This window comes from Aequorivita sublithincola DSM 14238 (assembly GCF_000265385.1).
Lineage (GTDB): Bacteria > Bacteroidota > Bacteroidia > Flavobacteriales > Flavobacteriaceae > Aequorivita > Aequorivita sublithincola.
Genome location: NC_018013.1, coordinates 1383448 through 1406389, shown reverse-complemented (window position 1 = coordinate 1406389; position 22942 = coordinate 1383448). Strand labels below are relative to the sequence as shown.

Sequence of the window (22942 nt, the reverse complement as noted above, 5' to 3'; positions counted from 1 at the left end):
AGATTTTAGACTTGAGATATTAAACATTAGATTGAAAATGATATCTCGAATTTAATTTTGAATTTATAACTAACCAAGAACAAGGTTTTCAACGTTTTATCAAACTGAGCAAAATACCCTATTTTTGGGATTGCAAATTTACTATTATAATCTGAGCCTTCCATAAATTGAACACGCTATCCTCACTTCTTTTCAAATTTACTTGGCGAAGCTATCAAGCTCGGTTTTTGAAGGATTTTCAAGTTCATTTAGAGGATAATCATCTTCACGTTGTTGCTCCGCCGGGTTCTGGAAAAACTATTCTGGGGTTAGAAATGATGCGTAGAATTAATAAAAAAACGCTGGTTTTATCACCAACCCTAACTATCCGAAACCAATGGAACGAGCGCATGTTGGAGTGTTTTGTGAAAGATGAAAATTCGATTCCAATTTCCTTCGACATAAAAAATCCTGAAACAATTACTTTTTCAACGTATCAATCTTTGCATTCTTTTTATAAAAATGAATTGGAAAGTTCCGATGAAAAAATACTTCGGTTTTTTGAAAATGCAGAAATTGAAAATATCGTTTTAGACGAAGCTCATCATTTAAAAAATGAATGGTGGAAGCCACTTTTTAGTTTAAAACAGTTGCCGAATTGCACTTTAATTTCGTTAACTGCAACACCTCCTTATGATAGTGAGCAAAGTGAAATAGCTAAGTATTTTGAATTATGTGGCCCAATCGATATGGAAATCGGCTTGCCAGAATTAGTGAAGGAAGGTAATCTTTGTCCGCATCAGGATTATATTTATTTTTCTAAACCGGAACAAGAGCAAATTCGTTTTATTATAAAATATCGCGAACAATTAATCAAATTTGTTTCGGATTTAAAAGTGAATGAAGATTTCAAAAATTTTATACTGAAGCATCCGTATTATGCAAATACTGAAGCAAATTTGGAAGCTATTTATGAGCATCCAGACTTCTATTCTGCGATACTTATTTATTTGAATTCAATTGCTTTTGAAATTCCTCCAGAAAAAATTGAATTATTAGGAGTTAAGCCAAAAAACATCACCTTTCCTTCACTTAGTTATGAATGGGTTGAAGCATTGTTGCAACCTATTTTAGTTGACGAAAGGGAACTTTTTATTGAAGATGAAATCCTTTTAAAAGCAATAGAAAAAGAACTGCGGAAAATAGGAACTTTTGATAATAAACGCGTCAATCTTGTAGGCGAAAACAATCTATATCGCTCACTTTCTCAAAGTCCGTCGAAGCTTAAAAGCATCGTGGAAATTACAAAAATTGAATCTTCAAATCTTGGAAATTCACTTAGAATGGTGATACTTTCAGATTATATTCGGAAGGAATTTCTCGATTTTAAATATGGTGATTCACTTTCAGAAATAAATAAGTTGGGGGTGATTCCTATTTTTCAACATCTTCGGAATGCTATAAAAAGTAATGAATCTTTAAAACTTCAGAAAAGTAAATTAGCAGTTTTAACGGGCTCTTTGATTTTAATTCACAATTCTTTAGTGGATGAATTAACTGCCAAAATCTCTGCGGAAGCTTTCACACAATCTATTCTTTGGGATACCGAATATATAATCATAAACCCAACTGTTAGCGGCAAAAAAGAAATGGTAAGCGCAATGACGCAACTTTTTGAAGAAGGATTTATTGAGGTTCTGATTGGTACCAAATCGCTTTTGGGTGAAGGTTGGGATGCGCCGGCAATCAACACGTTGATCTTGGCTTCGTTTGTTGGTTCTTTTGTTACTTCAAACCAAATGCGTGGGCGAGCCATTCGTGTAAATCCATTGAAACCTGAGAAAGTTGCAAACGTTTGGCACATTGCCTGCGTAGATCCTACTAGTGAATTTGGCGGAGCAGATATAGAAACTTTAACGCGCAGATTTGATGCTTTTTGCGGAATTTCGCTAGAGGGAAAATCTTATATAGAAAATGGAATTGAACGGTTGGGAATAGCAAACGAATTTTCTGAAATAGAAGTTTTAAATGAAAAAATGAAGTCACTTTCACTAAACCGAAAAAACGTAAAACAGCGCTGGGAAACAGCTTTGGAAGAAGGAAAGATTTTAATTCGGGAACTGAAATTGAATTTTGATGAAAAATCAACTTCTGGCAAATCGAAAAAACTTTATTATCGCGATTTGGTTAAATATGCCTTTGTAGAACTTTCTGTATTGCTGCTAATTACGTTGCCAGAACTTTTCATAAACAATTTTATGGCGTTGTTTTCTAAAGGAATTCTTTACTTTTTTTATGCAGTCTTTGGCGGACTTGCTGTATTATTTCTACCAAAGACCATTAAAGCATTGAAATTATATATCCAATATGGACGGCGAGATAAACAGCTTTTTAAATTCGCCGAAGCGCTAAAAACTGCTATGGTTGAAAAAGGAATAATCAAAACGCCCCCGTCCGAACTTAAAGTTGTAATTGAAGAATTTGACCAAGGTGATATTTCCTGTTTTTTAAAAGGTGCAACGGTTAAGGAAAGTCTTCTCTTTATAAATTATTTGGAAGAAATAATCGCGCCAGTTGAAAATCCACGTTATATAATTACCCAAGCTAGCTGGTTTAAAAAACGATTGAAAATTTCAAATTATTATAATGTCCCGAAAGTTTTCGCTGAAAGAAAAAGTGACGCAGATCTGTTTTTCGAGCATTGGAAAAACTTCAATGGAAATGCTATTCTCACTTTCACACGAAATACTGAAGGCCGAAAATTATTATTGAAAGCGCGTTTTCATTATTACCAAGAAACCAATAATGTGAGTTCTAAGAAGGCTTTGATTTGGAAGTGATTTATAAACTAAGCTTATTACACCCAATCTTTCGGATTTCTTAAAACTTCTAAAAGTTTTTCTTCCTCGCTTCCTTTTTCAGGATGATGATCATAAACCCATTGCACATGCGGCGGCAAACTCATCAAAATACTTTCAATCCTTCCATTGGTTTTTAAGCCGAAAAGGGTTCCTTTATCGTGAACTAGATTGAATTCCACATAACGACCACGGCGTATTTCCTGCCAAGTTCTGTTCTCTTCAGAATAGGGAAGGTCCTTTCGTTTTTCAACAATTGGAACATAACATTCTACAAAACTATTTCCAACTTCAGTTACAAAATTGTACCAATCCTGCATTTTCATGGTATCCGTTTTCTTCAAATAATCGAAAAATAATCCGCCAATTCCACGGGCTTCTTCACGATGTGAATTCCAAAAATATTCGTCGCAACGCTTTTTGTAAGTTTCATAAAAATCTGTCCCGAAATTTCTGGAATGTTTATCGCAAGCCGTTTTACAGACTTTATGAAAATGTTTTGCATCTTCTTCAAATAAATAATAAGGCGTTAAATCTTGTCCGCCGCCAAACCAACTGTCTACAATATTTCCTTCGCTATCATACATTTCAAAATAACGCCAATTAGCGTGAACTGTTGGCACCATCGGGCTTTTTGGGTGAAGCACTAAACTCAAACCACAAGCAAAAAAATCTGCATCTTTTACACCGAAGTAGGCTTGCATACTTTCGGGTAACTTGCCGTGAACTTCACTGATGTTTACGCCACCTTTTTCAAAAACATTTCCGTTTTCGATTACGCGAGTTTGTCCGCCACCGCCTTCTTTGCGCGTCCAATTATCTTCTTGAAATTTTGCTTTTCCATCAATTTCTTCTAATGCGGAAGTGATTTCGTTTTGAAGGTTTTTTATGTATGCTACAAATTGTTCTTTCATTATATATTCTCTTTAAGTGTTTTCGAGTTCTCTAAAACTCTTAAGGTTTCCGTACTCGCAGCCGTAACCGAAAGCGGTAAAACCAAAATAATTCCAACCACGGGAATTAAAAGCATTAGCATAAAAACCATTCCGTTTCCAATAGCCAAACCTCGATTTCTACTTACAAATTTGATGCTTTCTGAATATTTATAATGCCGCTCCAGCGTATAATCCATATTCCCGAAACCTGCGTAATAGCTCTGCACTAAAAATAAAAGGACCGAAGAAATAATTCCTATAACCGGTATAAAACCTATCAAAATAATTGGAATGGTAAGTAATAATTCCATCAATAAATTCCGAACATTTATTCGTACACCTCGCCAAAGCTGTTCTGTATTTGAAGTATTTCTATGTGAATGATTTTCACCATAAAAATGCTTTTCAATTTTTTCTGAAACAGGACTCATAAAAGGTGCGCTAAGTGCCATAACAATATGGCGATAGAGAATAAGTCCCAAAGCAATTATTATAAGCGCTCCAATAAAATCACTTATGGTTCTAAAAGTTTCCGCGCCCCATTCCCAAACCCAAATTTTTGAAATGAATGCACCTAAATTATCACTCAAGCCCCAAGCTGAAAAACCAATTAAAACTGCTGTAAAAAAACTAATGGCCATAGGGACACCAAAATACTTCCAAAGGCCCAGTTTACTAATGAGCTTGAAAGTTCCTGCGTATGCTTTTATTCCTTTTAGAATGTTTTTAATCATTTCTTAAGCTTCAAACCTACCAGGTAGATTGCTTCGTTCCTCGCAATGACAACTGTTAGGTTTCTTACTCATTTAAATAAACTAAATCATTTTTAAAATTTTGAACCTCTTCCACAGTTTCAATCTGCACCGCTTCCGAAGCTTTTTGCTTCAAAAAAGATACAATTTCTTCTTCATTTTTATCTTTTATTTCTTCATAAAAAGAAAGTCCAACGTGATTATTATGAAGATCCATTGCGTGTTCTAAAGGTTCGTTTGGCGAAAAATCTTCGTGCCAGGTTGTGAAATTTTTAGCCCAGGCTTTTGCTTTTTCTTCGTTGTTTTTCCACTTTAAACATTTTTGGATTATCAAAATTACCCAAAGTGCGTGCCTAAAAGCATTCGCTGGATTGTTTAAATGATGTTTGCTTCCGTACTCCTTTTCGGCAATTGCCATACAATCCTTGGTTGCAAAAATTGTCGGAACTATATACATCGGATTTCTAATAAAAAGACCAAGCAACCCAAAAAGTTGCTTGTAATCCAGATTTTTTAAAATCCTCCAAAGCATTTAATCTTGTTTATATTCTTTTACTGCTTCAATGAAAGCCCCAGCATTTTCCAGCGGAATATTCGGTAAAATTCCGTGGCCTAAGTTCACGATATATCTATCTTTTCCGAACTCATCAATCATTTGCTTTACCATCTTTTTAATTTCTGATGGCGGACTGAAAAGTCTCGTTGGATCAAAATTTCCTTGTAAAGTAATTTTACCGCCAGTTAAATAACGAGCGTTTCTAGGCGAACAAGTCCAATCAATTCCTAAGGCAGAAGCACCGCTTTTGGCCATAGTATCTAAGGCAAACCAACACCCTTTTCCAAAAGCAATTACATGAGTTTCATCTTTTAAGGCATCAATAATTTGCTGCATATATTGCCAACTGAATTCTTGATAATCGGTTGGTGAAAGCATCCCGCCCCAACTGTCAAAAACCTGCACAGCGTTTACGCCAGCTTTTACTTTTTCCTTTAAATATAGAATCGTGGTATCAGTTATTTTCTGAAGCAATTCGTGAGCGGCGAGTGGTTGCGTAAAACAGAATTCCTTTGCCAAATCGAAGTTTTTGGAACCTTGACCTTGTACACAATAACACAAAATAGTCCACGGACTACCGGCAAAACCAATCAATGGAATTTCGTTGTTCAGCTTTTCTTTGGTCATTTTTATGGCATCCATAACGTAACCAAGAGTTTCGGTAATGTCTGGTACAATCACGCGTTCCAAATCTTTTTTAGAACGAATAGGGTCTGGAACCCACGGACCAATTCCTGGTTTCATTTCCACGTGAATGTTCATTGCCTGCGGAATTACCAAAATATCACTAAACAAAATTGCGGCGTCCATTCCGTATCTTCGGATTGGTTGCACGGTGATTTCACTTGCAAGTTCTGGGGTTTGGCAGCGAGTAAAAAAGTCGTATTTCGCTTTTATTTCTTGAAATTCTGGTAAATATCTTCCAGCTTGTCGCATCATCCAAACTGGAGGTCGCTCCACGGTTTCACCGCGAAGAGCTTTTAAAAATAAATCGTTTTTAATCATAATTTTTTAATGTTTTTACCGCTTTAGCAATTACGCTTTCCACGGTTGTGGCATTTGCAATTACCACATTTTCTGTATAATTTTTTGCTTCAGAAGCGGTTGTGGTTCCTATACAAACTGATAAAGTCTCAGGCCTTTCAGATTTATTATTAGCTTCAAAATAACTTCGTACGCCACTTGGACTGAAAAACAAAATGGCATCGAAATTTCTTTCAAACTTCTTTAGGTTTAAAGTTGTTTTATAAACTGTAATCTCTTTAAACGCAATATTATTTTCCTTTAGTTTCGAAGGAATTTCATCACTTCGAATGTTTCCGCAGAAAAAATGAAAGGAGTCCTTGTTGTGATTTTTGATTAAATAATCTGCCAATTCCGTTGCATATTCGGTCATTTTAATCACTTTTAAACCATTTTCTTCCAATAATGATTTTGTCCTTTCGCCAACGCAAAAGCAGTTCTCGACTGCGCTCGAACGGACATTTGCTAAAAATGATTTAACTCCATTTTGACTCGTGAAAATAGCTTTTGCAATATTTGAAAGATTTTCAAAAGGAAGGAATTCAATATTTATAGCATTGTATTCCACCAACGAAACATCCGCATGAAGCAGTAAAGATCTCTGATTTTCCTTTAATATTTTAGTTGCTAGAACCGTCGGCATGGTTTTTTAAATATTTTTTGATGTCCGCGTCTTTTCCGAAAACTGCCAAAACATCTCCATTTTGAAAAACCATCTCTGGTTTTGGCAATCCTACTACTTCACGTTTTTCAACCATTCTTCCAACCAAATTGGAGTGTTGTTTTTTACGGATAATTGTAATAATATTAAGGTTGAAATTTTTTCGAAAATCTGAATCCTGAATGGTTTTGCCAACCAATTCCTTTCCTACAGAAACTTCAGAAACTAAATAATCGTCATCAAGTTCAAAATTGTCTATGCTTCCTTTTAAATTAATTTTCTTTGTGAAACGCTCTGCATATTCCTGCTCGGGATGGATAATTTGATCCACGCCCATGGCTTGTAAAATAGTATCTTCCAAAGCCGATGCTGAACGCGCTATTATTTTTGCTTTAGTCAGTTTTTTAAGTATAGCTGTACTCATAATAGAGGCGCCATTTCGTTCTCCAATTGCGATGATAGCGATATCTGCATTGTTTAAAGGCAAGGCTTGATAAGCGTTTTCATTAGTGGCATCCATTGCTACGGCGTGGGCAACCTTGTCTTTTACCAGATTTACCTTTTCCATGTTTTGATCTGCAACAATCACTTCATTTCCTGTATTCGAAAGATGAATGGCGAGCGACATTCCAAAATTTCCAAGACCTATAACTACTATCTTCATTCGCTATTCATTTAAAAATTTAGAATATTTAGTTTATTAAAATATTTTCTTCGGGATAGGTATAATCGGTTTTTCCAACGCTTTTTAAAAGTCCGATCATTAGGTTTAACAACCCAATTCTTCCAAAGAACATTAACAATATTACTACGTATTTACTATATTCCGAGAGTTGGGAGGTTATTCCCATTGAGATTCCCACGGTTGAAAATGCTGAAAATACTTCAAAAGCAATTTGTATTAACGAAAATTCCGGATTGAAAATAAGCAATAACAGGATCCCCATCCCAATGCTTGCCAAGGAGATTGAAATAATTGCAAAAGCGCGGTGAACGGCTTCAATAGCAATTCTTCTTGTTCCTATTTCAATATATTTTTTATCGCGAGCAATTGCAAAAACGTTGAGCGTTGCTAAAGCAAAGGTTGTGGTTTTAATTCCGCCACCAGTTGATGCTGGTGAAGCCCCAACCCACATTAAAAAAATCATAAAAAGAAGACCAGGAATAGTAAAGTTCGTCATATCCACAGTATTGAAACCCGCCGTTCTTGAAGTAATGGAAGAAAACATAGCTGTGGTAAATTTTCCAAATGCGGTTGTATGTGGTACAAGATTGGTGTTTTGTTCAGAAAAAAGAAAGAAAACCGCTCCCGCAGCAATTAGAATTGCTGTAGTGTAAAGAACTATTTTAGTGTTTAGATTAATAACTCTGGAAATAAAAACGCGCTCCTTTTTTTGAAAGATATTCGTAACAAATTTTCTTAGATATTGAATAACATTATAGGCAATATGATAACCCAAACCTCCAAAAACAATAAGCCCCATTACAACCCACTGCATATAATAATTAAAGCGCAAACCGCTATCAAAAAGCCCCTCTGATGCCAATGAGAAACCAGCATTGCAATAGGCAGAAATAGCGTGAAAAACCGCAAAAAATCCTCTGTCTTTAAAAGAATCTATATGCGCCAAGGAATGATATATGAAAAGCGCTCCAATTCCTTCCAAAATCAATGAAAACGCTACAATTTGCATTACGGTTTTCATTACACTGTTCAGTTTGTCGTGTCCCAAAATATCTCTCATATAAAGGCTTTCTTTAAATGAAGCGCCACTTTTGAAGAAATAGGCAAAAAACGAAGTGAACGTTAACATTCCCAATCCGCCAATTTGAAATAGAATCATGATAACAGTTTGCCCAAAAGGCGTAAAATCTTTAGCGGTATCAAGCACAATCAAACCTGTTACCGCTGTAGCGCTAGTTGCAGTGAAAAGCGCATCAGTAAAAGAAATTTCGTGTGTGGTGGCACTTGGCAACAAGAGTAAAAATGTACCCGCAAGTGCAATTATTGCAAAACTGCCTACAAATAATATGGCAGGATTAAAGTATAGACTATAAACTTTTCTAAGTAAAAACGTAAGCCGAATAAAGAAATAAAACAGCAGTCCATATTCTATAACATAGCGCGCATTAAAAAATGTTTCAACCACGGAAGTTTCGTAGTTTGCCAGAATCATTATGACTTCTAGAACTATGAGAATCAGTAATATAAACAAACTTATTCTGCTACTTCTGTTTACATCTACATCTTTTCGATATTTGTAAAATTTGTAAAAATTAAAGGCTATTAAAGCTAATAATAAAAGTGGGAGGACAATAAGTTTATACTGTCTAAAGTCCTTAAAATTTTCGAAACCGAAGTCGAAAATTAAAAAAGAAAGCAAGCCAAGATCCAGAAACCAAACGACTATATTCGTCAAGCTTGTTTTTTTCCAACGGCTCATTTCAATTCATTTTTTATGGTATGCATTAGTTCAGACCCGCCATTATTAAGAATAAATGTAGCACAATCCTTCCCAAAATTTTTGTATTCTGATGTTAAAATTTTTTTCTCTATTTCAAGTTTTGATTTTCCATCTAATGAAAAAAGACATCCTTTAAATAATACTTCATCTTCAATTATTTCTGCGAAAGCTCCAATTGGCGCGGTGCAGCCACCTTCCAGCGTTCTTAAAAATTCGCGTTCAATGTGTGTACAAATTTCGGAAGGTGAATGATTTAATTTTAAAGTAGCTTCTCTACAAAACACATCGTTTTCCAAAGCTACAATAACCATGGCACCTTGTGCTGGTGCAGGAATCATCCAGTCTAAATCTATATAATTTTCCGGTAAAAGATTGATTCTTTGCAAACCAGCTTTGGCAAAGATTGCGCCCTGCCAATTATTATTTTCTAGTTTTTGAAGACGTGTATTTACGTTTCCACGCAAATCCACAACTTTATGGTTTGGATATCTATGAAGCCATTGTGCTTGTCGACGTAGACTTCCAGTAGCTATTGTGCAAGGTTTTTCAAAATCAATTTCATCTTTTACAACTAGAATATCTTCGGAAGATGCACGCTCTAAAACAGCTGTTTGTATAATTCCTTTTGGTAATTGAGTAGGCACATCTTTCATACTGTGCACGGCAATATCTACCGCGCCAGTAATCATTGCAAGATCTAAGGTTTTTGTGAAAATACCTGTAATGCCCATTTCGTAAAGTGGTTTGTCTAAGATTAAATCTCCTTGCGATTTTACTGGAACTAGTTCCGTATCATAACCTAATGTTTCAAGTTTTGATTTTACAGTATTTGCTTGCCAGAGTGCAAGTTCACTGTCGCGAGTGCCAATTCGGATTGTTTTTTTCAAGATTAAGCAGTTTCAAGTTGGAAGACTCTTCTTATGAGTTCTATACTTTCGGCAGAACCTTCTTCGCCTTTAAGATGGTTGGCGAAATGGGTAGTTATTTTTTGAATAAGACGATCACTAATTATTGCGGCCTGTTCTTCATTGAAACCGTCTATTTTTTTACGTTGATTGTCAATTTCGCCGTCTTTAATTTCGGCGAGTTTAATTTTTAAAGCTCTAATAGTCGGAGCGAATTTTCGTTCGTCGGCCCATTTGTTGAATTCTTTTTCTACTTCAGCAATTATTTTCTTCGCTTTTGGAAGTTGTGATGCGCGATGCTGAAGGGTTTCATCTGTTATTGCGGAAAGATCGTCTAAGTGAACCAAAGTTACCAATTCATTTTCCAAAACATCTTCAGATACATTTTTAGGTATGGAAAGATCTAAAATTAAAAGCGGACGTTTTAAATATAAAAGTTCTTTTGAAATTGTAGGTTGCTGTGCGCCTGTAGCCACGATCAAAACATCAGTTTGAGCAATTTCACTTTGAATGTCTGCATAATCCTTAACCACCAAATTGAATTTTCCAGCAACTTTTTCAGCTGTTTCCTTTGTCCGGTTTATAAGAGTTATGTGATCGTTTTTTGTGTGTTTTATTAAATTTTCGCAAGTATTTCGGCCAATTTTACCTGTTCCGAAAAGCAAAATATTTTTTTCTGAAATATCCTGAACTTGAGACATTATGTAGCGAACAGCTGCAAAACTTACAGAAGTTGCGCCAGAAGAAATTTTTGTTTCATTCTTAATACGCTTGCTTGCCTGAATCACAGCATTAGCAAGTCGCTCCATAAATGGATTGATAATATCCTGCTTCTTTGAATCACGAAAGGCTTTCCGCAGTTGACTTATAATTTCAAAGTCACCTAGAATTTGACTATCCAAGCCAGTTCCCACGGTAAAAAGATGTGAAACGGCATCGTTGTTTTTATAAATATAGGCTACTTTTTCAAACTCTTCAACGGTGCCATTGGTGTGTTCGCAAAGTAATTTTATAAGCTGAAAAGGATGTTGGGCAAAACCGTAAAGCTCGGTGCGGTTGCACGTAGAAATAACGGTAAGCGACGGAATGCCGTTTTCTTTGGCATCCGTAAGAATTTTCTGTTTGGCAATATCACTAATGCTAAAATTACCACGTATTGCGGCATCCGCTTTTTTGTAATTGAGTCCGATGGCGTAGAAATTACCTTCGAGTGATTGCCCAGAATATGTCTTCAAATTATTTTTCATAAAAACAATAGCAAATGTACAGGCATTGTTTTTTAAAAAACAACGCAAGCGGTATCTTTTGTGTCGTTGGCTGTTAAAATTGGTCAAAATATGATATTTGTCATATTTATTGCCCTAAATTAGCGGATTCTCATTCAATTTTAAACAATTAATTTAGAACTATTCTAAATAGAATCAATTCAATTGTACTATGGATTTTCAAAAAAATGTCGCTCAAAGCTTTTATGAAGAAACTGCTATTGAAGCAGGTTTTTTTATATTGAAATTCAACAACGAAACCGATGAAAATCAAACTTTTAAGCGAGAAGTTAGCGCTAATTTTATTCAGTTTCATTTTTGCATAAAAGGGTCTGCTCTCTTTGTTTTTAATGATGGTAATTATAAGTTGCCTATTCAGGAAGATCATTCGTTATTACTTTATAATCCACAGCGGGATTTGCCCATTAATTTGGATCTTGAGAAGCATTCTTGGATGATTTCGGTATTGTTGCCTATTAATAAGTTTCACGGTCTTTTTTCTACCGAAGCAAACTATATCACGTTTTTAGATGAAGAAAACAAGGACCGGAAATATTATAAAGACGGAAATATTTCGCCGTCAATGGCAATTGTTCTAAATCAATTGATGAATTATAATCTTCATCCAACGATAAAACCACTCTATTTTAAGGCGAAAGCGTATGAACTATTGAGTCTATATTTTAACCGTCCGGCAGATGCAGATGTGGAACAATGTCCTTTTTTAGCTGATGAAGACAATGTTTCAAAAATAAAAAAGGCAAAGCAAATAATAATTTCAAGAATGGCAGAACCGCCTACATTACAGCAACTTGCCGATGAAATTAACTTGCCAATAAACCGATTGAAGGAAGGTTTTAAACAAATTTATGGCGACTCGGTTTTCAGCTTTCTTTTTGATTACAAAATGGAAGTTGCGCGCCAACTTTTGGCATCGGGTTCACACAATGTAAACGAAGTGGGTTTGAAAGTAGGTTATAGTACATCAAGCCATTTTATTGCGGCTTTTAAAAAGAGATTTGGCACTACGCCTAAGAAGTTTTTGATGGGGTTGAATGTGTAGATATTATATTTTTTCAGTATTTTCAATATCTATTTAAATACGCAGAAATGAAAAAATTCCGGCTTCCAAGAAAAACTAAAAAACGTCTTAAAAGAGGTTTATGGTTATACCCGCTAGATGAAAAAGGAAACTCTTTAATGGCGCGCCCTTCTCGTTCGCAGGAAGATTATGATGCTTATAAAAGAGGTGAATTAAGAAATTTGGGAAGTCTCTATAATTCTCGAAAACGCCAACTAGAATTCCGAAGTAAAATTGATCCGGAAATTACAGTTACAGATGTCGTATTGAAAACTTATGTTGATGATTTAATAGCAAAAGAATATAGAAAGTGGGCATTCCAGATTTTAGTAAAAGCAAAAAATCATTCAAAAGCAAAAAAGGCATATTACAATTTTGTTAATGCTTATTTGTTACAAAAAAAAGACGGTTCTTTTGGAAATGTAGCGTGTTTAGCAGTGGATCACGCTGAAGAGCTATTGAAAAAACCATACAATCCGTCCAAGAAAAAGCAGGTTACTTTAACATAAACAACAAAAAGTAGAATTTTACGACCCAGACCTTAAAGGTTTCAAAAACCTTTGAGGTCTTTCACTCGTTACTCGTTACCTTTGCAATTAATAAAACTTTCGTCTTTTGATTATCTTTGAATTATGGAAAATATTGAAAAACATACCGATGCCATAAAAAACCTTTGTGAAAAACATAAGGTCGCAACTATGTATTTGTTTGGTTCTGCTATACGCGGAAATTATCACAAGGATAGTGATGTAGATTTTTTAGTTCGTTTCAAAAAATTTGATCTTGCTGGATATTTTGAAAATTATATGTCCTTTAAAGAAGAATTAGGAAAATTACTTAATAGAGAAATTGATCTTGTTGAGGAACAAACTCTAAAAAACCCAGTTTTGATTGAATCCATAGAAAATAGCAAACAGTTAATCTATGGATAAACGCATCGAAAAATGGTTGTTGGATATTTATGAAACTATAAAAAGTATCGAATCTTATTTTGAAGATGAACCAAAAGATTTTTCGCTCTATGTAAAAAATGAAATGCGTAAAAAAGCCGTTGAAAGAAATCTTGAAATTATTGGGGAGGCGGTAAATCGAATTTTGAATCAAGATCCTACTTTTACAAAAAAAATATCTGATGCCCGTCCTATAGTGGATTTGAGAAATTATATAATTCATTCTTATGACTCCGTTTCTGACGAAAATATTTGGTCAATTTTGATTACACATTTGCCTAAATTAAAGACCGAGGTGGAAGCATTATTAAATGAAAACTTACAAAAATAAAAAATCTAATTTTTAATGAAAAAAGGAGTCCTCCTAGTAAATCTCGGTTCGCCAGACAGTACAAATCCCAAAGACGTAAAAAAATATCTCGATGAATTCCTGATGGATCCTCGCGTAATTGATGTTCCTTTTTGGTTTCGTTCCTTTTTGGTGCGTGGCATAATTTTAAATACACGCCCAAAAAAATCTGGTGAAGCCTATCAAAAAATCTGGTGGGATGAAGGCTCGCCATTAATCGTTCTTTCAGAAAGACTTCAGAAAAAAATTCAAGAAAAAACAACCGTTCCTGTTGCTTTGGCAATGCGCTACGGAAGTATGACTTTGAAAAAAGGTTTGCAGGAATTAGTGGATCAAGGTGTGGATGAAATTCTTACTATTCCGCTTTATCCGCAATTTGCGATGGCAACTACGGAAACTATTGATGTAAAGGTTGAAGAACTTAAAAACGAATTTTTTCCACAACTTCAAATTACGTCTCTTCCGGCATTTTATAACAAACCAGAATATATCGAAGTGCTTTCAAAAAGTATTTCAGAAAAAATTGAAAACCTAGATTACGAACATCTTTTGTTCAGTTATCACGGTGTGCCCGAAAGGCATATTCGTAAAAGCGATATAACCAAAAGTCACTGCAAAATTGACGGGAGTTGCTGCATTACGGATTCTCCAGCACATGAATTTTGTTATCGCCATCAATGTCTAAAAACCACAGATTTAGTTGCGAAAAAATTAAACCTACAACCTGGAACGTATTCTACCAGTTTTCAGTCGCGTTTAGGTTTTGACCCTTGGTTAAAACCGCCAACAGATAGAACTGTAGAACGAATGGGGCTAGAAGGCATCAAGAAAATTGCAATCGTTACCCCAGCCTTTGTGAGTGATTGCTTAGAAACTTTGGAAGAAATAGCAATGGAGGGCCAAGAGATCTTCCACGAAGCTGGCGGAAAGGAATTCACCGTTATTCCTTGCTTAAACGACCGCGATGATTGGGCCGAAGTAGTGACAGGTTGGATAGATCGATGGCGAATTGTTGATGTAAAAACCGCTATCGCTTAATTATTACTAATTGACTATTATTATTTCTATTTTAAATGATTAATTGTTTTAGTAATTCAGAAGATTTTAAATAAATAATAGAGAATAATTTTAATGAACAATAAATCTGCCGCTCTAGGTACTGAGCCTATTGGGAGTTTACTGATTAAACAAGCCGTTCCAGCCTCCATCGGGATTTTGGTAATGTCTCTGAATATTCTTGTAGACACTATTTTTGTTGGAAACTGGATTGGCTCCATCGCCATTGCAGCAATAAACGTTGTGTTACCGGTTTCGTTTTTTATTGCGGCACTTGGAATGGCAATTGGGATTGGAGGTTCTTCAATAATTTCACGTTCATTGGGAGCAAATAATAAAGAACGAGCGCTTAAAACCTTTGGAAATCAAATCACTTTAACTTTGTTGCTCAGTACTGCAATGGTAGTTTTAGGTTTGGTTTATATAAATGAGTTGATCCCCGCTTTTGGTGGTAAAGGTGAAATTTTTGAACCTGCAAAAATCTACTATCGCATTGTACTTTATGGCGTGCCTCTTTTAGCACTTTGTATGATGGGTAACAACGTAATCCGCGCTGAAGGAAAACCTAAATTCGCGATGATTGCAATGATTATTCCTTCCGTTGGAAACCTTATTTTGGATTATATTCTCATCAATCTTTTGGATATGGGGATGGCTGGCGCAGCTTGGGCAACGACCATTTCTTATGGTTTGTGTTTTGGTTATGTGCTTTATTTTTTCTTAAGCAATAAATCTGAACTCAAAATCAGTTGGCCGCATTTTGGGCTGGATTTGCCTATTTTGAAAGAAATGTCTGCTCTCGGTTTTGTAACACTTTCACGGCAAGCCGTTGTGAGTGTTACGTATCTTTTAATGAACAATATTCTCTTTAATCTTGGCGGAGTTTCTGCCGTGGCGGCTTATGGAATTATTGGGCGTATGTTGATGTTTGCCCTTTTCCCTGTTTTGGGCGTAACGCAAGGATTTTTACCAATTGCAGGTTACAATTATGGTGCGCATAAATTTCCGCGAGTTCGGGAAAGCATCAACAAAGCCATTTTATATGCTGGTGGTTTGGGACTTTTAATTTTCGCTGTGATAATGATTTTCCCAGAAGCCATAGTTTCGGTATTTACAAGTGATCCTGATATTCTTTCAGAAACACCGCACTATATGCGTTGGGTTTTTGCTGCAACGCCCGTAATTGCTATCCAACTTATTGGTTCGGCATATTTTCAGGCAATTGGAAAGGCAGTTCCCGCTTTGCTTCTCACACTAACACGTCAAGGATTTTTCTTTATTCCTTTAATTTTTATACTTCCACATTACTTTGGCGAGTTGGGTGTTTGGATTTCCTTTCCAGCAGCAGATATACTTTCTACCATTGTTACTGGTTATTTTCTGAATCGGGAAATTCGGAAAACAATTAAAGATTAAAGCTGAATTTTTAGTACATTTAATTGCTAATCTTTCAGTTATGAAAAAACTTTTACTTCTTTTCACCATCTGTTTTTCAATATTGGCTTCATTCGCGCAGCCTGCCGGAATATTGAACGAAACTTTCCGTTTAAAATCTTTATCCATTGGTAACAGCTATTACACGCCTAATGGTGAAAGTCCAAACTTAACATTCTACGAAGTTACTGGAAATTATGTTGCTGAAGCCAACGGTATTTCTAATGTGCTTAATGCTGCGGCAAGTTTTAGCGGTAATTCCTTCACGCTTAATAATTATGGGATCACACTAAACGATTGTGTAGAGCCCAATTGCTATTACGAAGATCTTTATTTTTATAGTATCCTAACTACTACAAATCTCGATTCTAAAACGTTTACATATAATTATTACGAAAACAACGGGTATAAATATTTTAGAATAAGCGACTCAAATAATAAACGGGCGTATTACAGCACAGAACCCGCTCCTGAGCCAAACCCGCTTTTGTTTCAAACTTGGTATTTATTTATGCAGGAAGTAGATTTGGGCGATCCTATTTTTTTTGATGGTTCAAATCCGCCTCAAATTACAATAAATCCAGATTTTACATATACTGGAGTTGAAGGTTGTGCAACAATTAGCGGTGATTTTATTTTGGGAAATGGAGATTATTCTGATTTTCTTTTACAATCGCGAAACTACCAGCAAGATGAAAGCAATTGCCCGCCTGGATCCGTGAACTATGCTATGAACGAACTTCAAATTGGAATTGCTTTAAATTCCATAGTCTATGAAGGAGCTAATAATATCGATTATTTTGAGTATGAAAGTTTTCCAGGCTTCATCTCTCGTTTTAGTAATGCAAAGCCACTCGCTACGCCTGAAAACAGCTTGATAGATTTAAAGATTTTTCCAAACCCCGCTCAAAATAAATTGATTATTCATTCTGCCAATAATGATTTTGACTCGATTTCTATAATTGATATCAACGGAAGACAAATTCTTTCTAAAGAAAATTTTAATTCAAACGAAATAGACGTTTCATCCTTAAAAACAGGGATGTATTTTATAACTATTGAAACTTCCGAAGGAAATATTACGAAGAAATTCATTAAAAATTGATACTTATCATTAACTGATTAATTAGGTATCTTTACGGCTAAGTTTTTACGAAACTGAGCTATTAATGGAACAATATTATCCTTACATAAAATCACTTCACTTAATATTTATAATCACTTGGTTTGCTGGACTTTTTTATATTGTTCGGCTTTTTGTGTATCAAATTGAAGCTTCACAAAAACCTTCGCCAGACAAGGAAATTTTGGGTGAACAACTAAAAATAATGGCTTCCCGTTTGTGGAATATTATAACGTGGCCAAGTATGATTTTAGCCCTTTTCTTTGGAATTTGGTTAATTTCAATGCGAATGTTTTTCATTGCCGATGCTTGGATGCAAGTAAAATTAGCTTTCGTAGTGCTTTTAATACTGTATCAATTTAAGTGTCACCAAATCTTTAAACAACTTCAAAAAGGGGTGGTAAAATATTCATCAAACTATATGCGTCTTTTTAACGAAGTGCCTACAATCATTCTATTTTCTGTAGTTTTTTTAGTTATTCTAAAAGACGGCGTTAACTGGATTTATGGAACTGTAGGAATTATAATTTTTGCCATTTTATTGATGATGGGCTACAAAATTTATAAAAGAATACGAGAAAGCAAAAATTCTGGATTCTGAATTCAGAACTAAACGGTGTAATTATTGTTATCTTTCCTCTTCAAAAAAATGTAAATGTACTTTTACAAAAAATCGCTCCGTACCCGTATTTTCCTTTCTATGATCTTTTTGGTTATTGGAGCTTCCGTTCTTATAGCAATTGTAACGGTTTATCAATACAATGAAGAGGCAAAAGATTATCATCGAGACCGTTTGTTGCGCAAGGAAGCGGCGATTAGAGCTAATATAAAATATATATTGGACAACACAACTTATCCTGAAGAAACCAATCAAATTCCATTAATTTTCAAGGATAAAATTTACGAAATCAAGGACATTCACGGCCTCGAAATTTTTCTGTATGATTTGGATGGAAATCTATTAAAATCTTCAAGACCTTCATTTTTTAAAGATACCGTTTCGCCAAAAATTCCTGAAGTTGTATTGGAAGAACTGCAAAATTCGCCCATTAAAAATTATATAAAGGAGTTTGAAGAAGGTGGCCAAAAGTACCAATCCTCCTATACTTATATTACTGACAGTTATTTTAAACCATTGGCAATCTTGAATTTACCGTATATTGAAGACGACGGTTTTATAAATAAAGAGCTCACAGATTATCTTTACATTCTTGGCATCGCCTATCTCATTATGCTTCTTGCCGCCATTGCGTTAGCCTATTTTCTTTCAAAGTATATTACACGTTCACTTAAAGAAATAAGTGAAAAACTTACCGAAACCCGCTTCGACACTCGAAACAAGAAAATTCACCTCAGCGACACTCCAACCGAAATTTCTACCATCGTAAACGCCTATAACGGAATGATTGATGAGCTTGAAAACAGCGCCGCCCAACTCGCCGCCAGTGAGCGTGAAACTGCATGGCGCGAAATGGCAAAACAGGTTGCTCACGAAATCAAAAATCCATTAACGCCTATGCGGCTTACAGTTCAAAGTTTTCAACGAAAGTTTGACTGCAATGATCCTGATGTTGACCAAAAAATGGCAGAATATACCAATACATTACTGCAACAAATTGATACTTTGAGTTCTATTTCATCGGCTTTTTCAACCTACGCAAAAATGCCTGCACAACAAGATGAAACGCTGAATGTTGTAAAAATAAGCAAGCTGGCGCTGGATATTTTTACTGAAGATTATATCTATTTCTTTTCAGATGAAGATGAGGTTCGGGCACGTTTTGATAGAACCCAACTTATTCGTGTAATCACCAATTTGGTTAAAAACAGTATTCAGTCCATCGAGCAAAAAAATCCAGCGGAACCACGAATAGAAGTTACAGTTAAAACCGAAGAAACCTTTGTAATTACTCAAGTTACCGACAATGGTATCGGCGTTCCAGAAGAAAACAGAACCCACATTTTTGAACCACAATTCACCACCAAAACCAGCGGAATGGGTCTCGGTTTAGGAATGGTAAAAAACATAGTTGAAACCTACGGTGGAACAATAACTTTAGAATCTTCCGAAGAAAAAACCACTTTTAAAGTTTCGTTTCCTGCAATGCTTTAAGGTTTTTAGTAGCTTTGTGAAAGTGGCCACGAATTCACGAATTTTTTAATTCATTATTCGTGAATTCGTGGCTAAAACCCTTTAAAAATAATCAAACATGAAATTTCAAAATATACTTTCCGAAACTGATAACGGAATTACAACTATTACCATCAACCGTCCTTCAAAATTAAACGCATTAAATCGTGAAACAATTCAAGAGTTACACGACGCCTTTGAAGCTGCAGAAGAATCATCAAAAACAAAAATAATTATCATAACGGGAAGCGGAGAAAAAGCATTCGTTGCTGGCGCAGATATTAGCGAGTTTGCAGATTTTTCAATTGAAGAAGGAGAAAAACTAGCCGCTAAAGGTCAAGAATTATTATTCGATTTTGTTGCAAATTTATCAAAACCAGTAATTGCAGCGGTAAATGGTTTTGCGCTTGGTGGTGGACTGGAATTGGCAATGGCAGCACATTTCCGCATAGCTTCAGATAATGCAAAAATGGGACTTCCTGAAGTTTCTCTTGGCGTAATACCTGGCTATGGCGGCACACAACGTTTACCACAATTAGTAGGCAAAGGTCGCGCAATGGAAATGATCATGACCGCCGGAATGATTGATGCTAACCAAGCACTTCAATATGGTTTAGTAAACCACGTTACTACTCCCGAAGAATTACTGGAATTCACAGAAAAAATTGCGGGAAAAATTATGCGGAATTCTTCCGTTGCAATCGCTTCAGCAATAAGTGCAATCAATGCTAATTATGAAGATAGCATAGACGGTTTTGAAGTTGAGATTGAAGAATTTGGAAACTGTTTTGGAACCGAAGATTTTAAAGAGGGAACACAGGCATTTCTTCAAAAGAGAAAAGCAGATTTTCCTGGAAAATAACTAACTCAAAATAATATGAAAAAATACGTTTTACCTCTTATCGTTCTAGCTTATACATTTTCAGTAAGCGCCCAAGAAAAAGCCGAACCTTGGTTTAAAGACGGCGAAGCACAAATAGTTCCAGCTTTTGAAGATGCAAAAGATTGGATACGAACAGATTTATGGGTAGAAACAACTTTTGACACCGACGGCGATGGCAAACCAGACCGTATGCACGTTGACGTTACAAGACCCAAACAAACAGAAACTGACGGTTTAAAACTTCCTGTGGTTTATGAGTCTAGTCCGTATTTCGCAGGAGTTGCACCCGAAGTTGAAGGTGCTTTTCACGAGGTGCACCACGAAATTGGTGCTCTCGAAAAAGAAATCGTCCATCCTTCCGTAACAAGAAGAGGTGAACGTCCTATAATTTCCAACTCACAAATTAAAACTTGGGTTCCGCGAGGATATATCGTTTTACATTCTTCATCACCAGGGACGGGGCTTTCACAAGGTTCTCCAACCGTTGGCGGTGATAATGAATCCTTGGCGCCAAAAGCAGTTATCGATTGGTTAAACGGTCGCGCAAAAGGATACACAACTCCTTATGGAACCGAAGAAGTAAAGGCATATTGGACCACTGGAAAAGTGGGGATGACAGGAACTTCTTATAACGGAACAATTCCGTTAGCTGCTGCAACTACAGGCGTTGAAGGGCTAGAGGCAATTATTCCTATTGCGCCAAATACTTCCTATTATCATTATTATAGAAGCAACGGTTTGGTGCGTTCGCCCGGTGGTTATTTAGGTGAAGATGTTGATGTACTCTACGATTTTATACACAGTGGTGATGAGTCTAAACGTGCTCACAATAATAAAGTGTATCGCGATACTGAAATTAAAAACGGCATAGACCGCAAAACAGGCGATTACAATGAATTTTGGGCTGGTCGCGATTATCTTAATGACATGAAACCAATGAAAGCTGCATTATTTATGTCTCACGGGTTTAACGATTGGAACGTAATGCCAGAGCACAGTTACAGAATTTACAAGGCTGCCGAAGAAATGGGGCTTCCCGTAAAAATCTATTACCATCAAAAAGGACACGGTGGTCCACCTCCTTTTTCTATGATGAATAAATGGTTTACACATTACCTCTTCGGAATAGAAAATGATATTGAAAAAGGTCCAAAAGCTTGGATAGTTCGTGAAAATGATGACAATGGCAATCCTACACCCTACGCAGATTATCCAAATCCAGATGCCAAAAATGTTATGCTTCATTTAAAAGCAACTTCAAAAAATGAAGGAATGTTAACTGCTGAAAAAACTAAAAAACAAGGAACTCAGACTTTAGTTGATGATTATAATTTTTCAGGTGAAGCACTTTCGCAACTTGAAAGTTCAAAAAACAGATTGCTTTTTATGACACCAATTTTAAAGGAAGATTTACATCTTTCGGGCCTTTCAAAATTGAACATTAAATTGGCAAGCAGCAAACTTGCGGCAAATCTTTCTGTTTGGATGGTTTCCTTACCTTGGAACACTGACAAAGACGCAAAAATTACTGACAATATTATAAGTCGTGGTTGGGCAGACACGCAAAATTACAAATCCATTACAGAAAGTGAACCGTTAATACCGGGTAAATTTTATGATATTTCTTTTGATTTACAGCCAGACGATCAAATAATTCCTGCGGGACAGCAGATTGGGTTAGTGATATTTTCAAGCGACAGCCAATTCACGCTTTTGCCAGAACCTGGAACTATTCTCACTGTTGATCTTGATGAAACAACTCTTGAGATTCCAGTTGTGGGTGGGAAGAAGGCTTTTAAAAAAGCGGTTCAAATGCATTAAGCAATAAAAACAACGCTAAGAGAATAAATTTACCAAGGTCTACCGTACCTTTATTGAATGGATGATTTCACTTTTGAGCGCCACAGGATTTTTGCATTTACCGATGCGGTGTTTTCAATTGCTATAACCCTGCTAATACTAGATATTTCGTTGCCAAATAATTATGTTGAAAGTTCAAAATCTTCAATGGTTTTGTTGGAATCGCTCATTCCAAATTTTATGGGTTTTATAATTAGCTTTTTGGTAATTGCGCGTTATTGGAAATTTTATCTTACGTATTCAAGATTTGCTGATAAATTCACAGACAGACTTTTTTGGCTGAATATTTATCTTCTATTTTCAATTGTTCTTCTTCCATTTTCAACATCCTTTTTTGTAGGTGGTTTTTATGAAGATGTACGCTTTATTTTTTATGTTTCCAATTTAATTCTGTTAAGCACTATTAATTATATTATGCTTCTTTCAATATTAAAGAGCACGTCCCAAAAAATTAAACCTATAACACAAAAGTGGTTGAAATTTCGGGCATTTAATAGTGTATTCGTTTGGACATTTGCGCTCCTTCTCTCCTTTGTTTTTCCAGTTTTCGCAAGATTCTTTTTCGTGTTTCTATTTATATTTCAAGCTATTGGTAAAAAGATTATTTTCAGAAAAAAGAAAAAATTAACAAGGATATAATCCAAGTATAATTGGAATATATCCAAATATTGCTAAC

General features: G+C 35.6%; 22 protein-coding genes. 13 read left to right on the top strand and 9 right to left on the bottom strand.

Annotated elements, in window-relative coordinates; translation table 11 throughout:
* The first annotated feature begins 167 nt into the window (after positions 1–167).
* Positions 168–2819 carry a DEAD/DEAH box helicase family protein gene (locus tag AEQSU_RS06515; protein ID WP_014782068.1) on the top strand — a complete coding sequence of 884 codons (2652 nt, stop codon included), beginning with the start codon at positions 168–170 and terminating at the stop codon, positions 2817–2819.
* A gap of 17 nt (positions 2820–2836) precedes the next feature.
* On the opposite strand, the gene hemF is transcribed toward AEQSU_RS06515, so the two are convergent.
* The 9 genes from hemF to hemA form a co-directional block, all read right to left on the bottom strand.
* Positions 2837–3751 carry an oxygen-dependent coproporphyrinogen oxidase gene (gene hemF / locus AEQSU_RS06510; protein WP_014782067.1) on the bottom strand — a complete coding sequence of 305 codons (915 nt, stop codon included), beginning with the start codon at positions 3749–3751 and terminating at the stop codon, positions 2837–2839.
* Positions 3751–4506: an EI24 domain-containing protein gene (locus tag AEQSU_RS06505; protein ID WP_014782066.1), complete on the bottom strand. Its 756-nt coding sequence runs from the start codon at positions 4504–4506 to the stop codon at positions 3751–3753. Before AEQSU_RS06505 ends, hemF begins: the two co-directional genes overlap by 1 nt.
* Positions 4507–4570: 64 nt before the next feature.
* Positions 4571–5056, bottom strand: a complete 486-nt coding sequence (locus AEQSU_RS06500) for a DUF6973 domain-containing protein (protein ID WP_014782065.1) — start codon at positions 5054–5056, stop codon at positions 4571–4573.
* Positions 5057–6085, bottom strand: a complete 1029-nt coding sequence (hemE, locus tag AEQSU_RS06495) for a uroporphyrinogen decarboxylase (protein WP_014782064.1) — start codon at positions 6083–6085, stop codon at positions 5057–5059.
* Positions 6078–6746: a uroporphyrinogen-III synthase gene (locus AEQSU_RS06490; RefSeq protein WP_014782063.1), complete on the bottom strand. Its 669-nt coding sequence runs from the start codon at positions 6744–6746 to the stop codon at positions 6078–6080. Before AEQSU_RS06490 ends, hemE begins: the two co-directional genes overlap by 8 nt.
* On the bottom strand, positions 6724–7428 hold the full coding sequence (locus AEQSU_RS06485) for a potassium channel family protein (protein WP_014782062.1): 705 nt from the start codon (positions 7426–7428) through the stop codon (positions 6724–6726). The genes AEQSU_RS06490 and AEQSU_RS06485 overlap by 23 nt, the downstream gene beginning before the upstream one ends.
* Before the next feature lie 28 nt (positions 7429–7456).
* Positions 7457–9208, bottom strand: a complete 1752-nt coding sequence (locus AEQSU_RS06480; protein WP_014782061.1) for a TrkH family potassium uptake protein — start codon at positions 9206–9208, stop codon at positions 7457–7459.
* Positions 9205–10116: a hydroxymethylbilane synthase gene (hemC, locus tag AEQSU_RS06475; RefSeq protein WP_014782060.1), complete on the bottom strand. Its 912-nt coding sequence runs from the start codon at positions 10114–10116 to the stop codon at positions 9205–9207. The genes AEQSU_RS06480 and hemC overlap by 4 nt, the downstream gene beginning before the upstream one ends.
* Before the next feature lie 2 nt (positions 10117–10118).
* Positions 10119–11381: a glutamyl-tRNA reductase gene (hemA, locus tag AEQSU_RS06470; protein WP_014782059.1), complete on the bottom strand. Its 1263-nt coding sequence runs from the start codon at positions 11379–11381 to the stop codon at positions 10119–10121.
* Between the two features lie 190 nt (positions 11382–11571).
* Here hemA and AEQSU_RS06465 point away from each other — a divergent pair, with 190 nt between their 5' ends.
* The 12 genes from AEQSU_RS06465 to AEQSU_RS17065 all read left to right on the top strand — a co-directional run bounded on the left by AEQSU_RS06465 (position 11572) and on the right by AEQSU_RS17065 (position 22905).
* Positions 11572–12462 carry an AraC family transcriptional regulator gene (locus AEQSU_RS06465; protein ID WP_014782058.1) on the top strand — a complete coding sequence of 297 codons (891 nt, stop codon included), beginning with the start codon at positions 11572–11574 and terminating at the stop codon, positions 12460–12462.
* A gap of 47 nt (positions 12463–12509) precedes the next feature.
* On the top strand, positions 12510–12989 hold the full coding sequence (locus tag AEQSU_RS06460; RefSeq protein WP_014782057.1) for a hypothetical protein: 480 nt from the start codon (positions 12510–12512) through the stop codon (positions 12987–12989).
* A 123-nt stretch (positions 12990–13112) separates the two neighbouring features.
* On the top strand, positions 13113–13412 hold the full coding sequence (locus tag AEQSU_RS06455; protein ID WP_014782056.1) for a nucleotidyltransferase family protein: 300 nt from the start codon (positions 13113–13115) through the stop codon (positions 13410–13412).
* Positions 13405–13761, top strand: coding sequence for a HepT-like ribonuclease domain-containing protein (locus tag AEQSU_RS06450; RefSeq protein ID WP_014782055.1), 357 nt, complete (start codon positions 13405–13407; stop codon positions 13759–13761). The genes AEQSU_RS06455 and AEQSU_RS06450 overlap by 8 nt, the downstream gene beginning before the upstream one ends.
* A gap of 15 nt (positions 13762–13776) precedes the next feature.
* Positions 13777–14817, top strand: a complete 1041-nt coding sequence (gene hemH / locus AEQSU_RS06445; protein WP_014782054.1) for a ferrochelatase — start codon at positions 13777–13779, stop codon at positions 14815–14817.
* Between the two features lie 93 nt (positions 14818–14910).
* The gene (locus tag AEQSU_RS06440; protein ID WP_014782053.1) at positions 14911–16251 is read left to right on the top strand and encodes an MATE family efflux transporter; all 1341 of its coding nucleotides are present in this window, start codon (positions 14911–14913) and stop codon (positions 16249–16251) included.
* 40 nt (positions 16252–16291) lie between these two features.
* Positions 16292–17374 (top strand): T9SS type A sorting domain-containing protein, encoded by a 1083-nt coding sequence (locus AEQSU_RS06435; RefSeq protein WP_014782052.1) that lies wholly within the window; start codon positions 16292–16294, stop codon positions 17372–17374.
* A gap of 64 nt (positions 17375–17438) precedes the next feature.
* The gene (locus tag AEQSU_RS06430) at positions 17439–17993 is read left to right on the top strand and encodes a CopD family protein (protein ID WP_014782051.1); all 555 of its coding nucleotides are present in this window, start codon (positions 17439–17441) and stop codon (positions 17991–17993) included.
* A 54-nt stretch (positions 17994–18047) separates the two neighbouring features.
* The gene (locus tag AEQSU_RS06425; RefSeq protein WP_014782050.1) at positions 18048–19505 is read left to right on the top strand and encodes a sensor histidine kinase; all 1458 of its coding nucleotides are present in this window, start codon (positions 18048–18050) and stop codon (positions 19503–19505) included.
* 97 nt (positions 19506–19602) lie between these two features.
* Positions 19603–20385 carry an enoyl-CoA hydratase/isomerase family protein gene (locus tag AEQSU_RS06420; protein WP_014782049.1) on the top strand — a complete coding sequence of 261 codons (783 nt, stop codon included), beginning with the start codon at positions 19603–19605 and terminating at the stop codon, positions 20383–20385.
* A 15-nt stretch (positions 20386–20400) separates the two neighbouring features.
* Positions 20401–22227 carry a Xaa-Pro dipeptidyl-peptidase gene (locus tag AEQSU_RS06415; RefSeq protein ID WP_014782048.1) on the top strand — a complete coding sequence of 609 codons (1827 nt, stop codon included), beginning with the start codon at positions 20401–20403 and terminating at the stop codon, positions 22225–22227.
* A 57-nt stretch (positions 22228–22284) separates the two neighbouring features.
* Positions 22285–22905, top strand: coding sequence for a TMEM175 family protein (locus AEQSU_RS17065; protein ID WP_014782047.1), 621 nt, complete (start codon positions 22285–22287; stop codon positions 22903–22905).
* Positions 22906–22942: the final 37 nt, after the last annotated feature.

Coding starts and splice junctions, on each gene's coding strand:
- hemF (WP_014782067.1), bottom strand. CDS start 3,751: ATGAAAGAACAATTTGTAGCATACATAAAAAACCTTCAAAACGAAATC.
- AEQSU_RS06505 (WP_014782066.1), bottom strand. CDS start 4,506: ATGATTAAAAACATTCTAAAAGGAATAAAAGCATACGCAGGAACTTTC.
- AEQSU_RS06500 (WP_014782065.1), bottom strand. CDS start 5,056: ATGCTTTGGAGGATTTTAAAAAATCTGGATTACAAGCAACTTTTTGGG.
- hemE (WP_014782064.1), bottom strand. CDS start 6,085: ATGATTAAAAACGATTTATTTTTAAAAGCTCTTCGCGGTGAAACCGTG.
- AEQSU_RS06490 (WP_014782063.1), bottom strand. CDS start 6,746: ATGCCGACGGTTCTAGCAACTAAAATATTAAAGGAAAATCAGAGATCT.
- AEQSU_RS06485 (WP_014782062.1), bottom strand. CDS start 7,428: ATGAAGATAGTAGTTATAGGTCTTGGAAATTTTGGAATGTCGCTCGCC.
- AEQSU_RS06480 (WP_014782061.1), bottom strand. CDS start 9,208: ATGAGCCGTTGGAAAAAAACAAGCTTGACGAATATAGTCGTTTGGTTT.
- hemA (WP_014782059.1), bottom strand. CDS start 11,381: ATGAAAAATAATTTGAAGACATATTCTGGGCAATCACTCGAAGGTAAT.
- AEQSU_RS06465 (WP_014782058.1), top strand. CDS start 11,572: ATGGATTTTCAAAAAAATGTCGCTCAAAGCTTTTATGAAGAAACTGCT.
- AEQSU_RS06460 (WP_014782057.1), top strand. CDS start 12,510: ATGAAAAAATTCCGGCTTCCAAGAAAAACTAAAAAACGTCTTAAAAGA.
- AEQSU_RS06455 (WP_014782056.1), top strand. CDS start 13,113: ATGGAAAATATTGAAAAACATACCGATGCCATAAAAAACCTTTGTGAA.
- AEQSU_RS06450 (WP_014782055.1), top strand. CDS start 13,405: ATGGATAAACGCATCGAAAAATGGTTGTTGGATATTTATGAAACTATA.
- hemH (WP_014782054.1), top strand. CDS start 13,777: ATGAAAAAAGGAGTCCTCCTAGTAAATCTCGGTTCGCCAGACAGTACA.
- AEQSU_RS06440 (WP_014782053.1), top strand. CDS start 14,911: ATGAACAATAAATCTGCCGCTCTAGGTACTGAGCCTATTGGGAGTTTA.
- AEQSU_RS06435 (WP_014782052.1), top strand. CDS start 16,292: ATGAAAAAACTTTTACTTCTTTTCACCATCTGTTTTTCAATATTGGCT.
- AEQSU_RS06430 (WP_014782051.1), top strand. CDS start 17,439: ATGGAACAATATTATCCTTACATAAAATCACTTCACTTAATATTTATA.
- AEQSU_RS06425 (WP_014782050.1), top strand. CDS start 18,048: ATGTACTTTTACAAAAAATCGCTCCGTACCCGTATTTTCCTTTCTATG.
- AEQSU_RS06420 (WP_014782049.1), top strand. CDS start 19,603: ATGAAATTTCAAAATATACTTTCCGAAACTGATAACGGAATTACAACT.
- AEQSU_RS06415 (WP_014782048.1), top strand. CDS start 20,401: ATGAAAAAATACGTTTTACCTCTTATCGTTCTAGCTTATACATTTTCA.
- AEQSU_RS17065 (WP_014782047.1), top strand. CDS start 22,285: ATGGATGATTTCACTTTTGAGCGCCACAGGATTTTTGCATTTACCGAT.